Consider the following 21,584-nt stretch of genomic DNA (forward strand, 5'->3'; position numbering starts at 1 on the left):
CATTCCCAGTCGCTCCTGTTGCTCCGGTGGAACCCGTCGCCCCAGCATTCCCAGTCGCTCCTGTGGCTCCAGTAGAGCCCGTCGCCCCAGCACCCCCAGTCGCTCCCGTTGCTCCGGTGGAACCCGTCGCCCCAGCATTCCCAGTCGCTCCCGTAGCTCCGGTGGAGCCCGTCGCCCCAGCATTCCCAGTCGCTCCTGTTGCTCCGGTGGAACCCGTCGCCCCAGCATTCCCAGTCGCTCCTGTGGCTCCAGTAGAGCCCGTCGCCCCAGCACCCCCAGTCGCTCCCGTTGCTCCGGTGGAACCCGTCGCCCCAGCATTCCCAGTCGCTCCCGTAGCTCCGGTGGAGCCCGTCGCCCCAGCATTCCCAGTCGCTCCTGTTGCTCCGGTGGAACCCGTCGCCCCAACATCTCCAGTCGCTCCTGTTGCTCCAGTAGAACCCGTCGCCCCAGTTGGTCCACTCGCAGGTCCAGTCGCTCCTGTTGCTCCCGTTGGTCCTGTTAATACAGGAGCTGACAAAATGTTATTAAGTTTAGATTCTAAGAGCATCTCCGTTTTGAGGGCCATCTTTAATGTATTTTGTACACTATTATCGATTGATAACAGATCGCTAATCGTTGCTGGTATTGTTAATCCTGGTAAAGTACCAATCGCATATTGTATTTTTTCGGCTTCAGCGTTAATGACATGCCCGAGGCTAAGTTCTTCTATGGCAATTGATGCTAACAATAAGTTTAATGCATCTTCTCTTGATAATGTGATAGTTGGTGTTATGTTTGGAAGATTTGCTTGCGACATATTTAACCACCTACCTCTACGTTTATATTATCTCTCGTAGATTTATCATATGTATTATTATTGGTTAAGTTCGAAATTATTACATATATCCACATTTATCTAATGGCATAAAATATTAATGATATATTAATGTTTAGTGACTTAAATTTCTCAGCTATAAATTTGGTAGCGTTGCCATCAAAGTCACCATAGTACTAGTTACCTCCTCTACTGTAATTGTAGTGATACATCGATTCACTGTACTTAGGGATTTAAAAGAGCTGCTTGCTGAAATCAGGTATTGTTGTTTCACTATGCAGCGAAGGGTTGTAATTACCATTTTGATCAACAGCACGTAATTTAGATTGAGGTGGGTCAGGAACTAGTGGTATGCCAATGGGTGTAAGTTTCTGCATGGTATCAGTGATTCGGTCTTTCTCGCTAGCAGCCATAACAAATGAATTTATAACACAATGTAACTTGCGTGCCATAGATGAGATAGTAATAGTAGTACCTCTAATAGCTTAAGGGAGTATAAATACAGGTAGTCAGCGTATATGTAAATAACGCATTCATCGATGTTGTTAGTTTCCAAGTAAAGTAAGTGATATATCTATACCTTGTTGACTGAAGAAAGAGAACAATAGGATTTGACCACATGACACTAACCTTTATGTAAGTATCTGTACTAAAAGTGCATACTTACATATATATAGTCTTCTCCGTATACTCAAGATGTAATAGTACAAAGGAGGAGAGAATTTATGAAAACGCTAGTTATCGTCACACACCCTAGTATCGAAACATCTATCATTAATAAACGGTGGGTAGAAGAACTTAAAAAATATCCAGAAAAGTATACTGTACACGAACTGCATAAAGTGTACCCTGACGGAAACATCGAAGTTGAAAGGGAACAACAATTAATTGAAGCGCATCATAATCTTGTACTACAGTTTCCAATTTATTGGTCTAACAGCCCTCCTCTACTGAAAAAATGGCTTGATGATGTATTTGCTTATGGTTGGGCATATGGGTCAAATGGAGGCGATAAATTAAAAAATCGCAAAGCTGCTTTAGCTGTATCTGCGGGGATTAAGAAAGAAGATTATCGTGAAGAGGGAAAATATCAGTATACGCTCGCACAGTTATTATCTCCTTTTGAAACTTCTTTCCGCTACTGCAATGCAGACTATCGCTCGTTCTTTGCATTTTATGGAACGGAAAGTTTTGAGCCGCATACTGGCGAATTGGACAAAAGCGCACAAGACTATTTGAATTTTGTTGACAATTTGTAATAAGACAGATTGATCAGGCCACAAAAGGAAGTATATCCTGTTCAAGGAATACTTCTTTTTGCGTGTTTAAAAATACCAATAACTACTGCTGCATATCCTCCTGCTTTGACCATCTGTTATTTTCACCCCACTCACACATCATGTTTAACAAGGGGATAAGTGTTTGCCCCCGTTCTGTTAATGAATATTCCACTTTTGGAGGGATTTGAGGAAATTCCTTACGATTAATAAGCCCATCTGACTCCAGTTCCTTTAACATCATGCTAAGCGTTTTAAAAGAAATAATGCCAATACTTCGCTTCAGCTCATTATGCCGCATAACCTTATTTTCAGCTAACCAATACAAAATGATCATTTTATATTTACCGCCTATTAAGGACAACGTATATCCAAAGCCGGTATTTTTTAATTCTACGCCAGTAGGAACACAGGTATTGCGCACTAGTTCCACCCTCCTTTAAATAAATACATCCTATAAATAAGGTTAAGCTGCAAATGGTTTACATGTGATTCTCAGCTGTATGTTCAAACTTATGTAAAAGATGTGAGAAAGCATCGATGACAAACAAAAATGAACAAACGACCGCTTCCCAGTACAAAACTAGGAAGCAGTCGCAGCCTCAAAAAGTGTTATCGTTGACTATGTTCTATCATAAGCAATCATGCAGAGACATTACATACGATCAAAATGGAATACGTTCTGTATGAATCACATATTGATGTTCAATTGCCCAGGCTGTAAGACCGCTCCAAAAAGTTTCACAGGCTGCTACAATGTTCGCCGGATGTGACAACTCCCCAGACATTACTAGTCTTGCAACGTTGTCGTATCCTGCTGGACGATGAGGTAATTCCATAGATTCAGGCCATACGCTTGCCCCTGTGGAATATGTGTACTGATTGTGCAGTCCGATCAACATGGCTCCGTATTGGGCAAACTGCATGGCCAAGTACGGCAGATAGGTATAGGAACCGTTTGCCTGTGCATTTCTTAGCTTTCCGATAAATTCATACATTTCACCTACAAGAACCTCATTGATTGCCTTTGTGAAGTCTTCCTTTGTTGGCGATTGTGCCGCTTCTTTTAGTAGTGGAAAGAAATCATTTGGATCATAAAGAGAAAGCGGTGCAAAATAACAACCATGTGTCAGCGGCCAGTCACCTTCTACGGTGGAAGCTGCTTCCAACAGGACATTAGAACTAATTACGTTCACTTCAGCTTTCCACGGTCCCGCAGACCATTCATGACTAAATTGTACGTCTTCACTGGATGCCGCTAGTACACAAAACATCTCCACGTCTGAAAATGGCCCGTCTGTCCCACGGGAGACAGATCCGTAGATCCCTATTGCACATATTTGCTCCTGATATGCTTCATGGAGTCTTGTCTCAATTGCCTGACAGGTTAAAAGTCTTTCGCTTCGCGAAATTTCTACAGGTCCATTGCTGTTCATTTGTATAACTCTCCCTTTGATTGATGTGAAGTGAGTGAATACAAACGGATGAATGGAGGATCACGAGCTTAACGGGGAACTTGATCGGGATACATAAACACAACTCCCATCCATCATGTTTCTCGTATTTTACGATGGTCAGCCACTATAAAACAAGCTGGCGCTATCCCTTATAGGCGATAAAACCAGCTTTAAGTGCATTTTTAGAAAACTTTTGTCGTCCAAGATTCGCAGTTCCATGTTTCAGTCACGATATCCCGATAAAATTCAGGCTCATGAGAAATAAGCAGAATGCTGCCTTTGTAAGCTTTGAGGGCACGCTTCAGCTCTTCCTTCGCATCAACATCGAGATGGTTCGTCGGCTCATCCAGTACGAGCAAATTGGTTTCTCTGTTAATGAGCTTGCAGAGGCGAACTTTAGCCTTCTCCCCACCGCTCAGTACAGCAATTTTGCTCTCAATATGCTTCGTCGTAAGGCCACATTTTGCGAGCGCTGCACGTACCTCGAACTGGGAGAAGGAAGGGAACTCGTTCCAGATTTCTTCGATGCACGTGTTATAGTTCGTATCTTTTATTTCTTGTTCAAAATAACCGATATCCAGATTGTCTCCGCGCTCAACAGCACCCGAGATCGCTGGAAGCTCACCTAGAATACTGCGCAGCAGCGTCGTCTTCCCGATTCCGTTCGCCCCAACAAAAGCAATCTTCTGGCCCCGCTCCATACGGAGATTCAAAGGTCTTGACAACGGTTCATCGTAACCAATGACGAGATCTTTTGTTTCAAATACGAGCTTGCTTGAAGCACGTGAATCCTTGAAATTGAACTGCGGCTGTGGCTTTTCCTTCGCTAGCTCAATGACTTCCATTTTATCGAGCTTCTTCTGTCTGGACATCGCCATGTTGCGTGTCGCTACACTTGCCTTGTTACGAGCAACGAAGTCTTTCAGATCAGAAATTTCCTGCTGCTGACGTTTATAAGCAGACTCCAGCTGCTGCTTCTTCATTTCATACACTTGCTGGAACTTATCATAATCACCAACGTAACGGTTCAGCTCTTGGTTTTCCATATGATAAATCAAGTTAATAACGTTGTTCAAAAATGGAATATCGTGCGAAATGAGAATAAAGGCGTTCTCATAAGCTTGCAAATAACGCTTTAGCCATTCGATATGTTGCTCATCGAGATAGTTAGTGGGCTCGTCCAATAATAAGATGTCCGGCTTTTCCAACAGCAGCTTTGCCAGCAGCACCTTGGTGCGTTGACCGCCACTCAGGTCATTTACGTCTTTGTCCAGACCAATATCATTCAGTCCGAGTCCACGAGCCGTTTCTTCGACTTTGGCATCAATCAGATAGAAGTCTTGATTCGTTAACGTATCTTGAATTGTACCTACATCCTCTAGCAGCTTCTCCAGCTCTTCGGGCGTGACATCCCCCATCTTGCCGTACATGTCGTTCATTTCTTGTTCCAGGTCAAATAAATATTGGAAGGCACCTCTCAAAACATCACGGATCGTCAAGCCCTTGCTTAACACGGCGTGCTGATCCAGGTAACCAACCCGCATGCGCTTGGACCATTCCACCTTGCCCTCATCAGGTTGCAGCTTCCCAGTAATAATATTCATAAATGTGGACTTGCCCTCGCCGTTGGCGCCAATTAATCCAATGTGCTCGCCCTTTAGCAAGCGGAAAGACACGTCCTTAAAGATTGCACGGTCTCCGAAGCCGTGACTTAGTCGTTCTACGTTTAATATGCTCATTCATGACACCTTTTCTTTTATACTTTGTACTAGAACATTATAAACGTTGGAGAGACTAGAACTCAATGCTTGCTTTGGCGATGACTGCGTTTATTTCGATTACTACGCACACTTTTCTATGTCCCGTATCTCTTGGACAATGCCTCCCCCTTTTTACCAATGCCTTATTTATAACGCTCAAACAACTGCCTTAAAATCCTATTTATCTTTGTCGAGAACAGCACTTGCACCGACCACATGATTAGATTTGCTTCCATATATGTTATTAAAAGTTAGGCTCTTTTCGTAGATATTGTTGCTTTACATATGACGAATTTTTAGTTGTAGTAAAGTACATTTGAAACTAAAGGGTTACGTATTCGTATAAGATTTTATGAACTAGAAGGGGGTTGCAAAATGGACTATACTGAAATTTATAACGAGAAACTCATTGCCACAGTAAAAGAAAAATTGAATTCCATAGGTGAGATTAAAACGGTGAAGTTTTTAAGAAAAGAAACAGGTATGTCATTGATTGAGGCAAAAAAATTTGTAGATGCTTTTAAAGCATAAGCATTACTTAGAGTAAATCACTATCCTGTGGCTCTTTTGTATGCACTTCTTAGCATTTCACAGAAAAGGAACAGTTCTGTTCACATGAACAGACTGCTCCTTTTTTAAGAAGTTGTTTCATAGCTTAATTAGACCTGTTGTCCCCCAATCATTGTCCATAGTACTTCATATTTCTCATTGAGGAGAACAAAATCAGCATCATAGCCGACTTCAATTTTCCCTTTATGTGATAAATCTAAAATACGAGCAGGCGATGTTGAAGCCATTTGTACAGCATCTGTAAAGGATATTCCATTCTCTACGGTTAGTCGCAACGCTTCATTCATCGTTACCGTGCTCGATGCCAAAGTGCCGTCCGATAGTCTTGCAATTCCATCGGATACAGTGACATGGTGGCCGCCAAACCAATATTCGCCATCACCCATTCCCATCGCTTGCAGCGCATCTGTAATCAGCACCATCCCTTCCGGTCCTTTGATGCGATGCATCAGGCGGATGATTGCAGGATGAAGATGGACTTCGTCAACAATCGCTTGCAGACTTACGTGCGGTTCCTCGAATGCGGCAACGATCAGACCAGGGTCCCGGTGATGAATAGGTCTCATACCATTAAAGCAATGTGTCACATGACTCGCGCCTGCCCCAAATGCTTCCTTTGCTTCCTCATACGTGGCGTCAGAATGCGCAGCGGCAATTACAACTCCTTGCTCCTTCAAGTAAGAAATAAGCTCTAAACCACCCGGCAGTTCTGGCGCAATCGTCACCATTTTTATAAGCGAACCTGCTTCACGGAAAATAAGCTTCATTTCATCCAAGTCAGGATGACGAAGATACTTCTCATTTTGCATCCCTTTACGTCGCGGGTTCAAATAGGGTCCTTCCAAGTGAATGCCGGCGATCTTCGCCCCTCGCTCACGGCCGACCACCGATTTCACGCTGCGAATCATGTTCAGTAGATCATCCATCGTGGAACTTACAGTTGTTGCTAAAAATGAAGTGCACCCAGTTGCAGCACACGTAAGAGATACCTCTTGAATGCTTTCTTCTGTGCCATCCATCATATCGTAGCCATTGGCTCCATGAATATGAACATCTATCATCCCGGGGATGAGCCACATCCCTTTACCATCTATCCGTTCATATTCCTCGTCGAATGGCAAAGTTTCTTGTGTCTCAATACGCTCTATCTTCCCATCTGTAACCCTAACTGTAGCGGAAGACAGGATTTGATGTGGGAGCAATACGTTAACGTGGTGAATGATTTTGTTGTTCATCTCTATTCATCTCCATCCTTAGAATTAGGGATTGTACATTCAATCAGTGTAATATTTTTCTGATCTAATACTTCTCTCATCTCATTGGAAATAGACTGATCTGTCACGATAATATCCACGTAATCAAAGTCTAGCTTAAATCTTGACTTTGCCACGAATTTCGTATGATCCACCATGAGGATCACTTGATCTGACTGCTTGGCCATTTCCTTCTTCACTCGAACATCATCTTCATAGGGAAAATAGAGTCCGTCTTGCTGAATCGCTGTTGCTCCGATATACGCCTTATCTGCACGAATTTCACCAATTTTATCGATAACAGAAGGACCATATAATAATCGGTTTTGGGTATGCAGATAGCCGCCAAGTACATAAATGCTCAAGTCATCTCGTTTGGAGAGAATACTCACATTATCAATTGAATGTGTAACAGCGGTAATCTGCTTCGCCTGAATATGTTCCGCTACAAATTGGACAGTTGTTGATACGTCCAAAAATACGGTCTCATGATCCTGAATCAGCTTAGCTCCAAGCTTGCCGATAGCGTCTTTACTGCCAGATTCCTCTATTAGACGATCCTGATAGGATGACAGTTCCTTCTGAAGCGTGGGAAGGGCTACTCCACCATGCGTCCGAACGACGACTCCTTCTTGAACCAGTTTGACTATATCTCTTCGGGCTGTGTCTCTGGATACTTGGAATATCGAGCATATTTCTGCAACACTCATTGAATGATGTTGCTTTAAGTAATCAAGAATGTTTAATAATCTAGCTTCTTGAAACAAATGGGATGCACCTCCTCGTTAAGTGTGCTACTTAATATAATAAGTATATATAAGTAATTAAATAATTACAATAAGCACTTATAAGTAATTAAACACTCTGAATCGACATTATGATGCTCCCATCTGCATGACAACGACAAATAACTTCAGCAGCAATAACCTCAGCAGCTTGGAGGCGCTAAGGTTACTGCTGAGTTCAAGGTAAGAGGCCAGCTTTCGTGTATTAATTCACGGGAACTGGATTAACAGGCACTTCGATGTCTCCAACTGCTGCGTTAGTGCTGACGAGAACAGGCTCCGAATTATTTCGAACACCGGCTGCCTTTATAACAAATTGATAGCTTTTGCTTGAATCAACGTTTTTTACTGTATATTTGTAGTCGCTTTGACCTGCAACTGCTGGAATATAAACACTCCAGTGTTTGTTCACTTTATCATCGTGCTCATAAATCCTGAATCCTCTGACAGATTCTGTCGCACTTGAGGGCGATTTCCATGAAATAACGGCTGTGCCACCGCTTTCAACCTTGACTTTAGCTTGCTCCACCTTATTAGGCTTAATGTCAGTTCGTTTGATGCTGTACTCATCGTATTTCTTCACGCCTTCTCCTTTTGCCGCCGTATAGGACGTAAATTTGAGTATGTCATTTGTGATCGAGACATCGGTGAACATTTTTTTAAACGGCTGCGCATTAATAACGGCAAAATAATCGTTATACCCAGGATATTTCTCATAAAATTTCCCGCCAACAGAGTTTGTCATTAGATACACCGTTCCCTGAGGATTAACGACATTCCCTTGGGCATCTTTTGCGACGTTTTTAATCGGCTTATCGTTCAGCATTTGATAAGATCTCATATACATGTGGTCATGTGCTTCAAATACGATATCTATACCCATCTCATCAAACACAGGTATCAAGTATTTCTTATAAAATTGGATGCGACTGTCTTCCCACTGTCCTGCGTTGTCACCTGAGGAATACGGACCTTTATGAAAAGATACGAATTTCCACTTCTTATCCGTTTTTGCGACTTGATTCCTCATCCAATCCAGTTGAGCATTAAATTCAGGATCTACCCATTCCAGTTCCCCTTTTTTATTGAGTGCTCCTTCGAACTGGGAGTTAAATTGCATAAAGAGCGCATCCCCATATTCAAAAGCGTAAACAGAACCTTCATGAGTGCCTGTAACTACACTTTTTGGTAAATTGAAATGATTGTAAAAGTTGTTGTTGTCTGTTGTTTCATCACCATCGTAGTCTTTCACTTCATGTCCACCCAGCACGGGAACAAACGGAACTTGAGCAAATTCTCGATGTGGAACGCCTAGAAACCATTGCCATTGAGTTTCCAAGTCCCCATTATCGACGAGATCTCCGGTTAAAATAAAAAACTTCGGATCGCCAATATGGTCTATCGCTTTCCAGAATGTATCTTGCCACAGCTCAAAAGTAGATTTGCTAGAGCCTTGCGAGTCGGAGCCGACAACAAAGCGAAAATCGGTATAATTCGCTTGATCGGTCGTAAATGAACCAATAGGACCCCAACCATCAGCATCACCGTTACCTACACGGTACTTATACGACGTACCTGGCTTGAGCTGATTAGCAATGACTTTATGGCTTGCAAATTTTTCTTTTTTCTTCGTAGATCGATCTCCTTTTACCATAAATGTCTCAACAATTGTGGAGCTTCCCGTATACACTTTTGCTTTCGTTTCTGGGAATATATCATTTACTACGTCCGTGGCCTCAACAACTTGCACTTTTGTCCCTGTGACGTTTGTCGATGTGTACCATGCAAAGGCTAAACTTGTTTTGGGGTCGCCGTTAAATGTCATATTTACTAGCTGGGGTGTTTTTTGAGAAATTAGCGTTTTGCGTTCACCTTTCACCACAATATCTCTTATTCTGCTAGAGCCCGTGCTCCCGATTGAACTGCCTCCTGACACGCTCGTATTAGAGGTTAATATCCAGCGAACATATAAGCGCTCTTGATCATTGGCTTCGTTAGGTAGTGCCGTATCTACTAGTGAAGCTGCGCTATTGTAATCGGTTCCAAGTAGAAGCGTACCTTTATTCACGTCTTTCCAATTTGTTGCATCTGTACTGATTTGGACTTTAAAATCTCGTGGCCCTGTTGAGGAGGATTTTTGTTGTGAGGATAACGTAATTTGTTCTAGCCCTTTAGTGGAAAGCGTGGCAACCCATGCTTTTTTGTCTTTACCATTGTTCCAGCCTTGATAACGAATACTTTTCTCAGTTTCATCCAAAGTAAACCCTTGTCTTGTACTACCCCCAATCTCTTGAACGATCGTGGAGGCATCTTTATAGAGTCCAGCTGTGGCATTAAACACTCCAGGGTCGTTTTTAATTCCCGTAAAATCCCACTTAGCTGCAATTTCAGCAGCAGCCACCGCTGGCTGATCTTCCACTTCCTCCGCAAACGCTAACGGGTTGAATAACAACACAAACATTAACAACATGGCAACTGATCGATAGCATTGCTTGTGCCAAGCATAATTAATTTGCATTTTTTCCCTACTTTCCTCATAAAATATAAATTTTCATTCAAAGTGATGGTATCACACTATTATGTTATGCCTAATCTATTTACTTAAACTATAAATTTTAGATTAAGAAAAGCGGAATAATAACGAACAGTAAGAACCGCAAACACGAAGTAAACCAACGTATAGATCGTCATGGCAATAGCTGCGGGAATGGAAATGTCTGATAACGTCAGCGCTGAGACTGTTTTTACGGCAAAGAAGGAATGTACAAGCCCGATTACAAGCGGTATTGCAAACACAAATAGCTGTTTGCGGATAATGCCACTTATCATTTCACGTTCCCCGAATCCGAGCTGCCGTAGAATCGTATAGCAATTCCTCTCCTGCTCCGCCTCTGCCATCTGTTTGAAATACAAGATGCTGCCTGTCGCGGTCATAAAAACAAGTCCAAGAAAGCCTGCAATAAAGAGGGTGAGTCCAAATTTTAGATGAGCGTCCTTATAATACGCGTAGAAACTCGGTCTATACTTGTCTGCTTTAATATATCTCTCATAGTAATCAGAAGCCGCTGCGCGATCACTCATAAGCGCAATCTGATAAGTATCAATATGAACAATTTCCTGTTCTGGAACAATAGGTATCAGCTGGCGAATATCTGCTAGCGTCGCCTCGGAGACGATCAATTGACTGCCCTGCACGTTAAAGTTCATCATATAACGATTAATGCCTTCGCTCACATTTATTAGGGCGTAACCCCCGTATGTTCCCAAATAAGCTACCTGCGGAAAATTAAAATTTCGCTCCGTGCTTAATAGTTTCCTGAGGCCACTATACCAGATGGCCTCACCTTGCCCCGGTACAACAATATCGGCACCACTTGCTTGCAGTTGTTCTGCTGCAAGCAGCAATATGCTGTGTCTATCCTCCGTCCCTGTTCCAAATCTACCTGTTAGTCGAACAGCCTCAATTGGTTGATGTACAAATGTAAGGCCAGCCGACTCCAACTCAGCACGAAACGAATTTGCATCGTGCTCATTATTTTCAAAAATAAAATCGTATGGCAGCATAGCTCGAGCCTCACTCTCGGCTGAGTAGTAAAGCGAGTAAGCGATTGCTACCATTGTCAATGTCATGGCAGACAAAACCGTAATCAACGTAAGAGATAGCGCATTTGATTTCATCCGATGCATGATCGGTGCCAGTGATAAGCTGTTTTTCAATCCAAGCTGTCCATTCTTAATTCTACGAATCTGGTAGAACAGCCAACCAATCGTTACACGAAATACGAGATAAGTTCCCAGAATGATCGAGGCGAGAATGACCAGTATTTGTAATAGAAATGCTGGGCCGAGCGTTTGATTGGAGAGCAGGTAAGCCGCTACGATCAATACAATTCCGAGCAGTCCCATCATAGAAGACAAAACTGCTCTAGGTCGCACTGGTTGATCGCCTTGACGTTCCCCCTCAAGCAGTTCTATAAGCGCAGTGAAGTAAACTTTGTACAACGTTTGTATTAGTGTAAGGGCGATGAGTATAGTAAACACAATGGCAGTTTGAATTGCTGCTGAGCTGGAGAATGAGATGGTGAGTACATTTTTACTATCAATCAGTTTTAATAGGATGAGTAAAAAAAGTCGTGACACAAGCGCGCCGCTCGTTATCCCGATGAATAGAGCCCCCATCCCAAGTAATACATTTTCCGTTATGAGCAGCAGCCCCACGCTCCTGCGGGTAAGGCCAACAAGCTGATATAATCCGATTTCCCTGCTGCGTCTCATCAGGAAGACGTTGTTTGCATAGATCACGAAAATGATCATAATCGCAACGAGTAAAATGCCTGACACTTTAAGTAACAAAACGAACTCGATATCTTTGAAGGTAGCTGCCATGATTAAAGAATCATTGGCCAAAGTAGCAAACACAAAATATAGGGCAGTACTCATCATAAACGCGAAAAAATATAGATAGTTATGTTTCATATTACTCCGCATACTACGGATGACCAGTTCACGCAGGGTCAACGTGGTCACCCCCGAGCACCGCCTGCACGTTCATAATCTCCGTGTAGAAAGTTTGTCGCGTTTTGCTGCCACGATATAATTCTGAATACACCATACCATCCTTCAAAAACACGACACGACTGCAATAACTCGATGCGATTGGATCATGAGTCACCATTAATATGGTAATGCTGCGCTGGCGATTGAGCTTCTCCATTATCTCTAATAGCGAGGTGGCAGCTCTCGAGTCTAGCGCACCTGTTGGCTCATCCGCAAATAGTAGAGCAGGTTCATGAATCAAAGCTCGTGCTGCAGATGTCCGCTGCCGCTGCCCGCCAGAAATTTCATGGGGGTATTTATGGGCAATTTCTAGGATGCCTAGATCGGATGCTATTTGCTGAAATTTAGCCTCTACTTCTTTTTTCTTCATTTTACCAAGTGATATGGACAGTAGAATGTTTTCTTTCACCGTGAGCATGTCAAGCAAATTGTAATCCTGAAAGATGAATCCAAGCTTATTACATCGGAAAGTGGAGCGTTCAGCGTCTTTCATAGTCGAGATGTCGACATCTTCGACTACTACTTTTCCCGCCGTCGCTTTATCCATTGTCGCCAGCACATTGATCAACGTCGACTTTCCCGACCCTGACGGTCCCATAATACCGACAAATTCGCCTTCCACGATACGTAGATTGATACCCCTGAGTGCCTGCTGAACATTACCCTTGATACCATACGATTTTCGGAGTTGTTGCGCATGCAGCACAGTTTTTTTCATATCACTCTGAATCATTCGCGTTGCCCCCCACTCTGAATCAATATTGATTTAAGTGAACCAGGTCATTTAGACACATTGTCAGCCATATATTGTCGATCCCATAACTGTTATGTCTGAACAGGTTCAAACAGATGATGTGAATAGAACGTCATTCCAATCTTTGTCCCTATGTGGAGATCCGACTGTACTGTTAAGGTAATACCGATTTTGAACGCAACAGCTTGTGCTAAATAGAGCCCCAATCCGGTTGCTGCATTTTGCAATCTTCCGTTTTCCCCCGTAAACCCTTTATCAAAAATTCGAGGCAGGTCATGGGCGGCAATACCCGGCCCTTCATCCTTGATTATTAGTTGGATATGTCCATCTGGCGTGACTGTAGTTGTGATCCATATTGTGCCACCTGTGTAGCTGTATTTAACCGCATTGGTCAGCAATTGCCGAATGATGAAACAGCACCATTTATGGTCTGTCGTAACCAAAGCCTCTTCTCCTTCAATCTCGACGGCTATATTTTTCTCCACACACCAGGGAGCCAGCTCGCGTATTTCCTGGAGAGCAAGCTGCTGAATCCCGATTTGTTCCAATCTATAATCTGACTCTAGCGATGACAAACGTGAAATGTACAACTGTTGGTCAATGAGCAGATGAATGCGGAGCCATTCTGATTCAACTTTACGCAGCTCTGGATGGCTCCTATGCGTATCTATCATCAATTTCATAGCAGTCAGCGGGGCTTTCACTTCATGTACCCAGGCGGCAATATAATCTTTTTCCATAGACTGGGCAGCATGGCTATCTGAAAGTTTACGTGAATACCAGCGACCCACTTCCTGCAAAAGCTGATTTGTAGCTTTTTCGTTGTAGTATTTAGGGGACGGCAACATTTCAATCCAATCTTCATCTATCTGTTGAGCTAGATTTGACATCATCCGCACATATTTCATTTCTTTTCCAAAGCGCCAACCTACAAACACTGTCATGGACAAAATAAGCATCAAGTTTAAATAAAGTATCGATTCAGTTCTGATCGTAATACCATGATCGATCCAAATGAGCAAATCGACGAATAACAAGGAAAGCAGAAAAAAAACAATCCAGCTCGTCCTGTCAGCCAAATATCGGATTAACAAGTTACTTCCCCCTTATTATCGTTGCCGCCATATAGCCAAGTCCTTTCTTCGTGACTATGGCATCCTCCAATTGGAACACCGTTAGCTTTTGGCGCAGCCGAGTAATATTCGCAGTTAACGTATTGTCATTAACGAAACGTTCATCATCCCACAACTTGCGGATTAGTTCATCACGAGATATCACGGTATCCTTCGCCTTGACTAGCAATATGAGTATAAAGAACTCATTCTTAGTTAACACCACGTCCTGTCCATCTTTACGGATCAGCATTCGATTCATATCGATTATGGAGCCATTCCATTCGATCAGATCGATCGCTTCCTCTCCATAAGCATAAGTTCGGCGAAGGATCGCTTGAATTTGGGCCAACAGTACATCCATATGAAACGGCTTTTGAATATAATCGTCAGCCCCCATATTCATCGCCATAATCATATCTAACGGATGATCACGCGATGATAGAAACAGAATCGGCACGTTTGACAACGCCCGAATCTCCCGACACCAATAAAAACCATCGTACATCGGGAGTTGGATATCAATGATGACCAGTTGAGGCTGCGCGTTAATAAAAGTGTGCATGACATCGTCATACCGCTCCGGTCCCATGACGTGAAACGACCATTGCTCCAGCCTCTCTTTTAAGGAGTTGAAAATAGCAGCATCGTCTTCTATAATCAAAATGTTTAAATCCATAACGGTCATCATCCCCTCCTGCGATTGTCGCGCTGATATAAATTTTATAATGATAATCATCCGCGGCTTTCTTTTATCATATCATTCCAATTTCGTATTTAAAAAAGAACATCGCGACTGTATTCCAACACAAAAAGGAGAGGCAGCTGCGCCCCTCTCACTTATGTTTACTCCCTAGTTCGGAAGCAGCATCGTAAATAGCAGCGCTGCCAATTCCTGCTTGTTCAGAGCCCGCTGCGAGTCGTAGTCGATTGTGCCATTTGTTTCGATCACCTCCGGTCCATGCAGCTTCCATTTCACAATAGAACTGACTGCTTCGACAGCCCATTTTGATGTTCCAGGCGCTAATGCAGCCGTAGCATCCGGCACTCGAATATCCGATCCCGCCATTATGCGAAAAACTATAGCGGCTGCCTCTTCTCGGCGAATCGGACGGTCTGGTTCGAACAAGCCATCTTTTGTCCCATTCAACAGACCTGCCTCTGCAGCCCCTTGAATATCTTTTCGATACGGAGAGTGTTCAATATCCTTAAATGAAGACGGGTTGGTGGACTCAGAAATATTCCATATTGCGTTAAAAACATGAATGAAGTCTCCTCGAGTTATGGGCTGCATAGGATGAAACGGCTTAGACAGATCATCTGTTAAGAAACCGAGCGCTTTCAAGCCATGAATGTAACTGTTATAGGGATGATCAACCGATACGTCTGGGAAACCTTGCTGGTTCTCTGCCATTTTAGCAGCATAGCTGAATGGATTCGCATATTTGAGATAAACAATGCGGCCGTTTGCATCCATTTTGAACGCGAGCGGCTTCCCCTGTTCATCCACAAACAATAGATCATCAACCTGCTTCAGCTTTTTATTATGGCTGTAAGGATCACTTACCATGAGTGCACCGTCGCCTGTAACTTCAACTTTGGTCATTAACTTAATTCTCAAGTCGGAATACAGGCCCTCGAACTTGGCAAGTGTGGCTTTGGAATGTGGTTGAAAGCCCATTCTTCCAAATACGGGTTTACGATCAGCATAATAATGATCCATAAAGGCGGCAAATAAATCTTTGCGCACATCTTGATTCGTGTTATAAGAGACGAAGACACCTGTTTTGCGCTCTGGCAGCAGCCACAGCAACGAGCTGAAACCAAGAATATCGCCGCCTTTGGAGATCACTTCTTCGCCGTTTGTACTGGACAGATCTACAGACGACTCAAAGCCGTATGTCATATCTGGCATCTCCGGGTGGATGGCGATGTGGTACGACGACATCGCCTTCACAGATGGAGGCGACAAAATAACAGTACCATCAACAGCCCGGCCATCGTTGAGGAAAGCCCTCATAAATAACGCCATATCAGAGGCTGTCGATATCATACTGCCCTCTGGCCACTCGGTCGGCGACAAATCGTACGCCGGAATGGCGTTATTTCCCATGTCGTAAGATGTTACCATACGTCCGGCCAGATTTTTCGTTAGCTTAAAGCTGCTTGAAGTCATGCCAAGCGGTTGAAATAGATGCTTTTGCATATAGCTTCCAAAGGACTCTCCACTTACTTGCTGCACGATGTATCCTTGCAGCCTCGTGGCGAAATTATCATACATGTATGATGTTCCGGGCTCACGAACGACCGGCGGGAACTGCACGAAAATACTTTCTTTTAGTGAAATCGGCTTCTGAGAAGCATCTGTCAAATAGCTGGCATCTGCAGGTTCACGCACTTCAAATCCAGTCGTATGTGTTAACAGGTTCTCAATCGTGACGGGTGTACGGAATGGATTGGTTACTTTGTAACCATCCAGATACTTTTCAATATTGTCCTGAAGTGAAATCTTCCCCTGCTCGACGAGCTGCATAACGGCGGCTGCCGTGAACACTTTGGATACAGAAGCAATTCGAAAGGTCGATCGACTTGGGTCTACAGGCGACTTCGACCTTTGATCAGTCATACCGTAGCCCTTGGACACAAGCACCTTACCGTCTTGAACAACGGATACTGTAATAGCCCCTGCCTTTCGCTTGATGGCATCCTTTGCAAAAAAAGCGTCCAAAAACGCCTCAACCTCGCTGGCTTCAACTGGCCCACTCGTGTAATTCATCAACGGCACATTATCTGTTAGAAGAAGGGCATTATGGACGTTGGAGGCCATCTGTTTGACGACGTCCGTTCGATTCGCTTCTCGCTGCTTCTGAGCGTACACACTTGTTTCTGCAGCGAGGCTGATCACCAGTACAGTGGTCAGTATACTAAGTACGCGTGGGATTTGATTTCGACGCATCTTCAACTTAAATCCTCTCCTTAATTTCTAAAATTTGAACCCGGTATCCAACAACTTAATGCAAGAGCTACAGCTGCTAGTTAACTAGGATGTGTCGGAATATATTCTATTTAGTGGCAGTTCTTATCCTCTTCTTGTACTTTTATTGTATTGTTTACATAGGCCATCGTCGCTCGATTAAGATGACAAGTAAGAGCGAAAATGTGACATTCTTATCACATTCGATAAACCTGATATCATAGTAGACAATAAAAAATCACCAATCCCAATTACGGTTTTGGTGATTTCTATATGAATGAGTCTGCTGTTAGTGAGTCCTTTATTCGTTGCTGACAAGCTATACATTATAAAATATACGTTCACTAGCAAGAAAAGGAATACAGTAATTTGTACAGAGGCGAGGCATTCGTTCTCGCATCCAGTCATGTAAAGACTCATTACCCATCTGAAAGGCGTAGAACCCAATGATGGAGACTAACATAAAGCCTTCGAGGAGAACGAGTTCATCTGCATTCACACCCGGATGACCATAATATGCTTCGAGAAATACGTCTCTATGCTCAGAAGGAATCATCGAAGCCCCCATCGCAACGTCCAATAAATAATAACCGGGTCCGAAAAAGCCAAAATCTATGAAGCATAACTCCCCTTCGGGAGTTACAATCATATTGCCCATTCCCAAATCACCGTGAACAAGTCCCCATCTATCCGAAGTATTCGCTTGGTTCTCTAACCGCGAGTTTATCAGTTTGACGCTTTCTTCAATGACAGAAACATCTGAAGATGTGAATAACCCTCGATCCAAACCATGTTTGATAGTCCTTACCATCCCATTGTTGTAGGTAATCCCTTGACTGGGACGCTTCTCCAAGCCTTCAAAAGGATATTGACGAAAAAAAGAATGAAGTTCAGCAATTTGGGCGCCTAGCACCTTAACCATTTCCCGATTAGTGATGTCCTGCTTATTAAGATCTCTACCCTCCAGCCATGTCAGCATGGAACAATTAAGCGTCTTTCCTTCATATTCGATCACCGTAATCAAGTCCCCTGCATCATTACGTAATGGCGACTGAACTATCAAGTCACTCCCATTTGACAATTTATCTAGCATTTCCAGCTCACCGAGCAGTCCCTCGTACGTATGCTGCAGTCCTGCCATACCTTCTTTAAATGGTTGATGAATGCGAAGCAAATAGGAGCTCCCGTCGGCAGCATCTATTCTATACGTTCTGTTCTCGTTGTGCCTCAGAAACGTAAATGCAGGTTTGCTTATGCCAAAGCTTCTTATAATCTCATTGAGTTTGTCATTTGTCATAATGCAAATCGTCCTTTCAGTGCGCATGCTAGTATTACTAACTACTCTACCAAAAATAACCTTGCGATGCACAGGGCTATTTCTGAATCTCATTTCAACGCTAGTTAGTAGGTGTAATAAGAGATTAGATAAGAAATTCTCAGAGAATATGCATTGAATAGAGGCTAATTATAAGTTAACATTCTCCATGCAACCTTTTTGAGAATGATAATCAATAACAATAATGTCTGGGGGAAATCATATGTTAAGAAAAAGAGGCAACCTTATTACGCTAATCTTAGCTGTCGTTGTTGCTATGAGTTTGACTGCTTGTAATACAACAAATTCAGTGAAGCAAGAATCAGTCGAACAAAAAAATACCGAAGGACAAGAAGGTACATCTGGCAAGCAAAACGAGCTAGAGACGCGAGTGATAAGTGGAGAATTTGGAGAAGTAACGATCCCCTCTCATCCCAAACGAGTGGCAGGAATCTATGTAGAGGACTATTTGAAAGCCTTGGGTGTAACTCCTGTTGTACAGTGGTACCATCCGAGCTGGGGCAAGCAAGACTATCTTCAGCTAGATGCTCCACCATTCGATATTACTGGCAGCATTGAAGCTCTGCTCGAGCAAAGTCCTGATCTCATTATTCTGGATGGCGGGGCTGATCAAGCCAAGTATGAGCAATATTCAAAAGTAGCTCCTACATATCGCATAAAGGAAGAAGTGCTCGAAGACTCAACAGAAATTTTAAAATCTGTTGCTGATGCTCTAGGAATTCCGGAAAAGGCTGAAAAAGTTATAAAGGAATATAGTCAAAAAGTTGAAGCAAGCAAAGCTAAATTACAGAAAGCTGTAGGTAAAGAGAAAGTGGCTGTTATTCGCTTAAACGTTGCAGACAAAAGTATGGCCCTCTTTGGAGTTAAAAACCGATATACAGGCGTTATTTATAAAGAGTTTGGGCTTGAACCTGTTCCAATGGCAGCTAATATGAAGGACTACCATGTTCTCATCTCTGAGGAAGTTATCCCTCAGCTTGAAGCTGATCATATCATTGTATTCCCCGCTAACGGAACTTGGGATGATGCTGGCAATCAGGAGGCTTATAACAAGCTGAATGGGCCCTTATGGAAGAACATTCCGGCAATTAAGAACGGTAAGGTGTATAAGATGGAGCGCAGCCATTGGCAGTCAGGAGCCATTACAGCCAATTCCATGAAACTAGATGACTTGCTCCGTTATATGGTAAAGTAACCTATTGCCCTATTTAAAGATGGTGTTTAAAAAAGAAAGATTATCAACTTCAGTTGATGAGCTTTCTTTTTTGCTTTACACTAGTATAATTGAAAATAATTCTCAATCAAAGAGGCGAGGAATAGTGAAGCACACACAGCAGTTGCCAACAGCAGACGTTCTTTTTTACTCCCTTAATCAGATAGAACTGCTAAGCAGATCTGCTCACTTTAGTACATTACAAGAAGTTGTTCAGGATTGGACATTGATCATTATAACGCAGGGGAACGGAATTCTATTCGCAGATGGAGCCCGGTTTCCGCTGAAAAAAGGAACGGGTTTTATACTTGTCCCAGGGACAGGCAGTGACATGCGCTGCGATGGAGAAGGACTTACTTTTTATAAGCTCAGCTTTGAAATGATTGGTAAGACTGAATCCGGATATGGCCGTATTCAGTCATCGATCGGCAACAGCTTGGTACAACATGGCATGGTTACCTTTCATCCCTTCTCCCATTGCGCCTTGCTGCTAGAATCTTTATATTTCAATCGCGGCGACAATGGGGACATACAACGATTAACAAGTCATATCCGCTTTCAGGAGCTTCTGCTGCTTTGCCAGCAAAGTAGCGCGGAGAATCAGGACGCCTTGAAGCGAGCTGCCGTAGAGCGTTCCATTGACTTCATCAATCATCACTACAATGAAGTGTTAACAGTAGATCAATTAGCTGCAATGGTGCAAATCAATCGCTCACGTTATACTCAGTTATTTAGGGAAATCACCGGACAACTACCACTTGACTATTTGAATGGTGTACGTATCGAGCGTGCCCAGCAATTGCTGCTGATGAGCGACGACCGGTTGCATGATATAGCACAAACGGTGGGCTACAGCAACGAATACTATTTTAATAGAAGATTTAAGGGAACCGTAGGTGTTACTCCCGGTCAGTATCGTCGTACACATCAAGGTAATATACGCGTGTTTGCCCCATTTCTTGAGGATTATTTGCTTGCTCTTGATATTATTCCAGTTGCCCAATATTCGCATGCTCAGTGGGGAAAGCAAGAATATTTAGGACTTCATCAAGTTCCTCATTTCGATATTTCGTCCGGGCATTGGGCTCAATTGTCTCAATATGAGCCCGATCTTATTTTGCTAGATGAAGGATATCGTCGTTGGAAGCTTGAGGATTGCCGCCATATTGCCCCACTATTTAAGCTTCCATGTATGGCGGAGGACTGGCGAGCAACGCTTAGAACAATAGCCTCTATTTTCGGCAAATCTGGCAAGGTAGACAAGGTAATTCAAAGTTATGAGCAAAAAGCCGCTGCCGCCCGTGAAATACTTCGAAGGTCTGTCTGCCAAGCAACTGTTGCTTGCCTCCGCATATCATCATGCGGAATTTATCTGTATGGAGGTCAACAGCTAGGTTATACAGGTGGTGTCCTTTATAAAGATTTGGGTCTCACACCTCACCCGCTTGTAGATAAGCTGACTGTTGGACAAAGACGAATATCCCTTACAGATGAATGGATCGCTCAGTTGGATGCAGATCACTTGTTTATTACGTTTGATAAACGTGAAGGAGAAGGCAGAGAACTATTGGATACATCTTTGTGGAACCAACTTCCTGCTGTTCAGCAAGGGCATGTATATGAAGTTGATTTTATAGCCTGGATGAATTATGGTGTCTTGTCACACAAACGAAAAATCGATGATGTCTTGGCCGTATTAGCTTAAGTACCAATTTAAAGCCC

Annotated in this window: 18 protein-coding genes; 4 read left to right on the top strand and 14 right to left on the bottom strand. The window is 43.1% G+C overall.

Going from position 1 to position 21,584, the window contains the following annotated elements:
- Together H509_RS27790 and H509_RS28220 are read right to left on the bottom strand one after the other, a co-directional pair.
- On the bottom strand, positions 1–796 hold a 796-nt coding region (locus H509_RS27790; protein ID WP_169450962.1), incomplete at its 3' end, for a collagen-like triple helix repeat-containing protein.
- Positions 797–1,047: 251 nt separating this feature from the next.
- Positions 1,048–1,191, bottom strand: coding sequence for a hypothetical protein (locus H509_RS28220; protein ID WP_211234357.1), 144 nt, complete (start codon positions 1,189–1,191; stop codon positions 1,048–1,050).
- Between the two features lie 348 nt (positions 1,192–1,539).
- On the opposite strand from H509_RS28220, the gene H509_RS0118980 reads away from it, so the two are divergent.
- A complete protein-coding gene (locus tag H509_RS0118980) occupies positions 1,540–2,073 on the top strand; it encodes an NAD(P)H-dependent oxidoreductase (protein ID WP_028546472.1) in 534 nt (177 codons plus the stop codon).
- Positions 2,074–2,155: 82 nt separating this feature from the next.
- Here H509_RS0118980 and H509_RS0118985 read toward each other — a convergent pair whose 3' ends face one another.
- The 3 genes from H509_RS0118985 to H509_RS0118995 all read right to left on the bottom strand — a co-directional run bounded on the left by H509_RS0118985 (position 2,156) and on the right by H509_RS0118995 (position 5,287).
- Entirely contained in the window at positions 2,156–2,515 is a 360-nt protein-coding gene (locus H509_RS0118985) for a winged helix-turn-helix transcriptional regulator (protein WP_028546473.1), read from the bottom strand.
- A 241-nt stretch (positions 2,516–2,756) separates the two neighbouring features.
- Positions 2,757–3,527 carry an ANT(4')-I family aminoglycoside nucleotidyltransferase gene (locus tag H509_RS0118990; RefSeq protein ID WP_028546474.1) on the bottom strand — a complete coding sequence of 257 codons (771 nt, stop codon included), beginning with the start codon at positions 3,525–3,527 and terminating at the stop codon, positions 2,757–2,759.
- Between the two features lie 203 nt (positions 3,528–3,730).
- Positions 3,731–5,287 carry an ABC-F family ATP-binding cassette domain-containing protein gene (locus H509_RS0118995; RefSeq protein WP_028546475.1) on the bottom strand — a complete coding sequence of 519 codons (1,557 nt, stop codon included), beginning with the start codon at positions 5,285–5,287 and terminating at the stop codon, positions 3,731–3,733.
- A 396-nt stretch (positions 5,288–5,683) separates the two neighbouring features.
- Here H509_RS0118995 and H509_RS28040 point away from each other — a divergent pair, with 396 nt between their 5' ends.
- Entirely contained in the window at positions 5,684–5,839 is a 156-nt protein-coding gene (locus tag H509_RS28040) for a hypothetical protein (RefSeq protein WP_169450963.1), read from the top strand.
- Positions 5,840–5,967: 128 nt separating this feature from the next.
- Here the strand turns inward: H509_RS28040 and nagA are convergent, their stop codons facing one another.
- The 9 genes from nagA to H509_RS0119045 form a co-directional block, all read right to left on the bottom strand.
- Positions 5,968–7,113 (bottom strand): N-acetylglucosamine-6-phosphate deacetylase, encoded by a 1,146-nt coding sequence (gene nagA, locus H509_RS0119005; RefSeq protein ID WP_028546476.1) that lies wholly within the window; start codon positions 7,111–7,113, stop codon positions 5,968–5,970.
- A gap of 2 nt (positions 7,114–7,115) precedes the next feature.
- Positions 7,116–7,898 carry a DeoR/GlpR family DNA-binding transcription regulator gene (locus H509_RS0119010; protein ID WP_028546477.1) on the bottom strand — a complete coding sequence of 261 codons (783 nt, stop codon included), beginning with the start codon at positions 7,896–7,898 and terminating at the stop codon, positions 7,116–7,118.
- A gap of 223 nt (positions 7,899–8,121) precedes the next feature.
- Entirely contained in the window at positions 8,122–10,434 is a 2,313-nt protein-coding gene (locus tag H509_RS0119015) for a fibronectin type III domain-containing protein (RefSeq protein ID WP_028546478.1), read from the bottom strand.
- Between the two features lie 83 nt (positions 10,435–10,517).
- Positions 10,518–12,443, bottom strand: a complete 1,926-nt coding sequence (locus H509_RS0119020) for an FtsX-like permease family protein (protein WP_245596188.1) — start codon at positions 12,441–12,443, stop codon at positions 10,518–10,520.
- Complete coding sequence (locus H509_RS0119025) at positions 12,421–13,206, bottom strand: ABC transporter ATP-binding protein (RefSeq protein ID WP_028546480.1); 786 nt, start codon at positions 13,204–13,206, stop codon at positions 12,421–12,423. The genes H509_RS0119020 and H509_RS0119025 overlap by 23 nt, the downstream gene beginning before the upstream one ends.
- Positions 13,207–13,298: 92 nt before the next feature.
- A complete protein-coding gene (locus tag H509_RS0119030) occupies positions 13,299–14,321 on the bottom strand; it encodes a sensor histidine kinase (protein ID WP_028546481.1) in 1,023 nt (340 codons plus the stop codon).
- A gap of 1 nt (position 14,322) precedes the next feature.
- Positions 14,323–15,018, bottom strand: coding sequence for a response regulator transcription factor (locus H509_RS0119035; RefSeq protein ID WP_028546482.1), 696 nt, complete (start codon positions 15,016–15,018; stop codon positions 14,323–14,325).
- A 174-nt stretch (positions 15,019–15,192) separates the two neighbouring features.
- The gene (locus H509_RS25960; protein ID WP_245596215.1) at positions 15,193–17,295 is read right to left on the bottom strand and encodes a serine hydrolase domain-containing protein; all 2,103 of its coding nucleotides are present in this window, start codon (positions 17,293–17,295) and stop codon (positions 15,193–15,195) included.
- A gap of 337 nt (positions 17,296–17,632) precedes the next feature.
- Positions 17,633–18,610 carry a phosphotransferase enzyme family protein gene (locus H509_RS0119045; RefSeq protein ID WP_028546483.1) on the bottom strand — a complete coding sequence of 326 codons (978 nt, stop codon included), beginning with the start codon at positions 18,608–18,610 and terminating at the stop codon, positions 17,633–17,635.
- 241 nt (positions 18,611–18,851) lie between these two features.
- Here H509_RS0119045 and H509_RS0119050 point away from each other — a divergent pair, with 241 nt between their 5' ends.
- Positions 18,852–19,844 (top strand): ABC transporter substrate-binding protein, encoded by a 993-nt coding sequence (locus tag H509_RS0119050; RefSeq protein ID WP_028546484.1) that lies wholly within the window; start codon positions 18,852–18,854, stop codon positions 19,842–19,844.
- Positions 19,845–19,968: 124 nt separating this feature from the next.
- A complete protein-coding gene (locus H509_RS0119055) occupies positions 19,969–21,567 on the top strand; it encodes a helix-turn-helix domain-containing protein (RefSeq protein WP_245596189.1) in 1,599 nt (532 codons plus the stop codon).
- The last annotated feature ends 17 nt before the right edge of the window (positions 21,568–21,584 follow it).

The sequence above is a fragment of the Paenibacillus taiwanensis DSM 18679 genome, from assembly GCF_000425125.1.
Classification (GTDB): domain Bacteria; phylum Bacillota; class Bacilli; order Paenibacillales; family Paenibacillaceae; genus Paenibacillus_B; species Paenibacillus_B taiwanensis.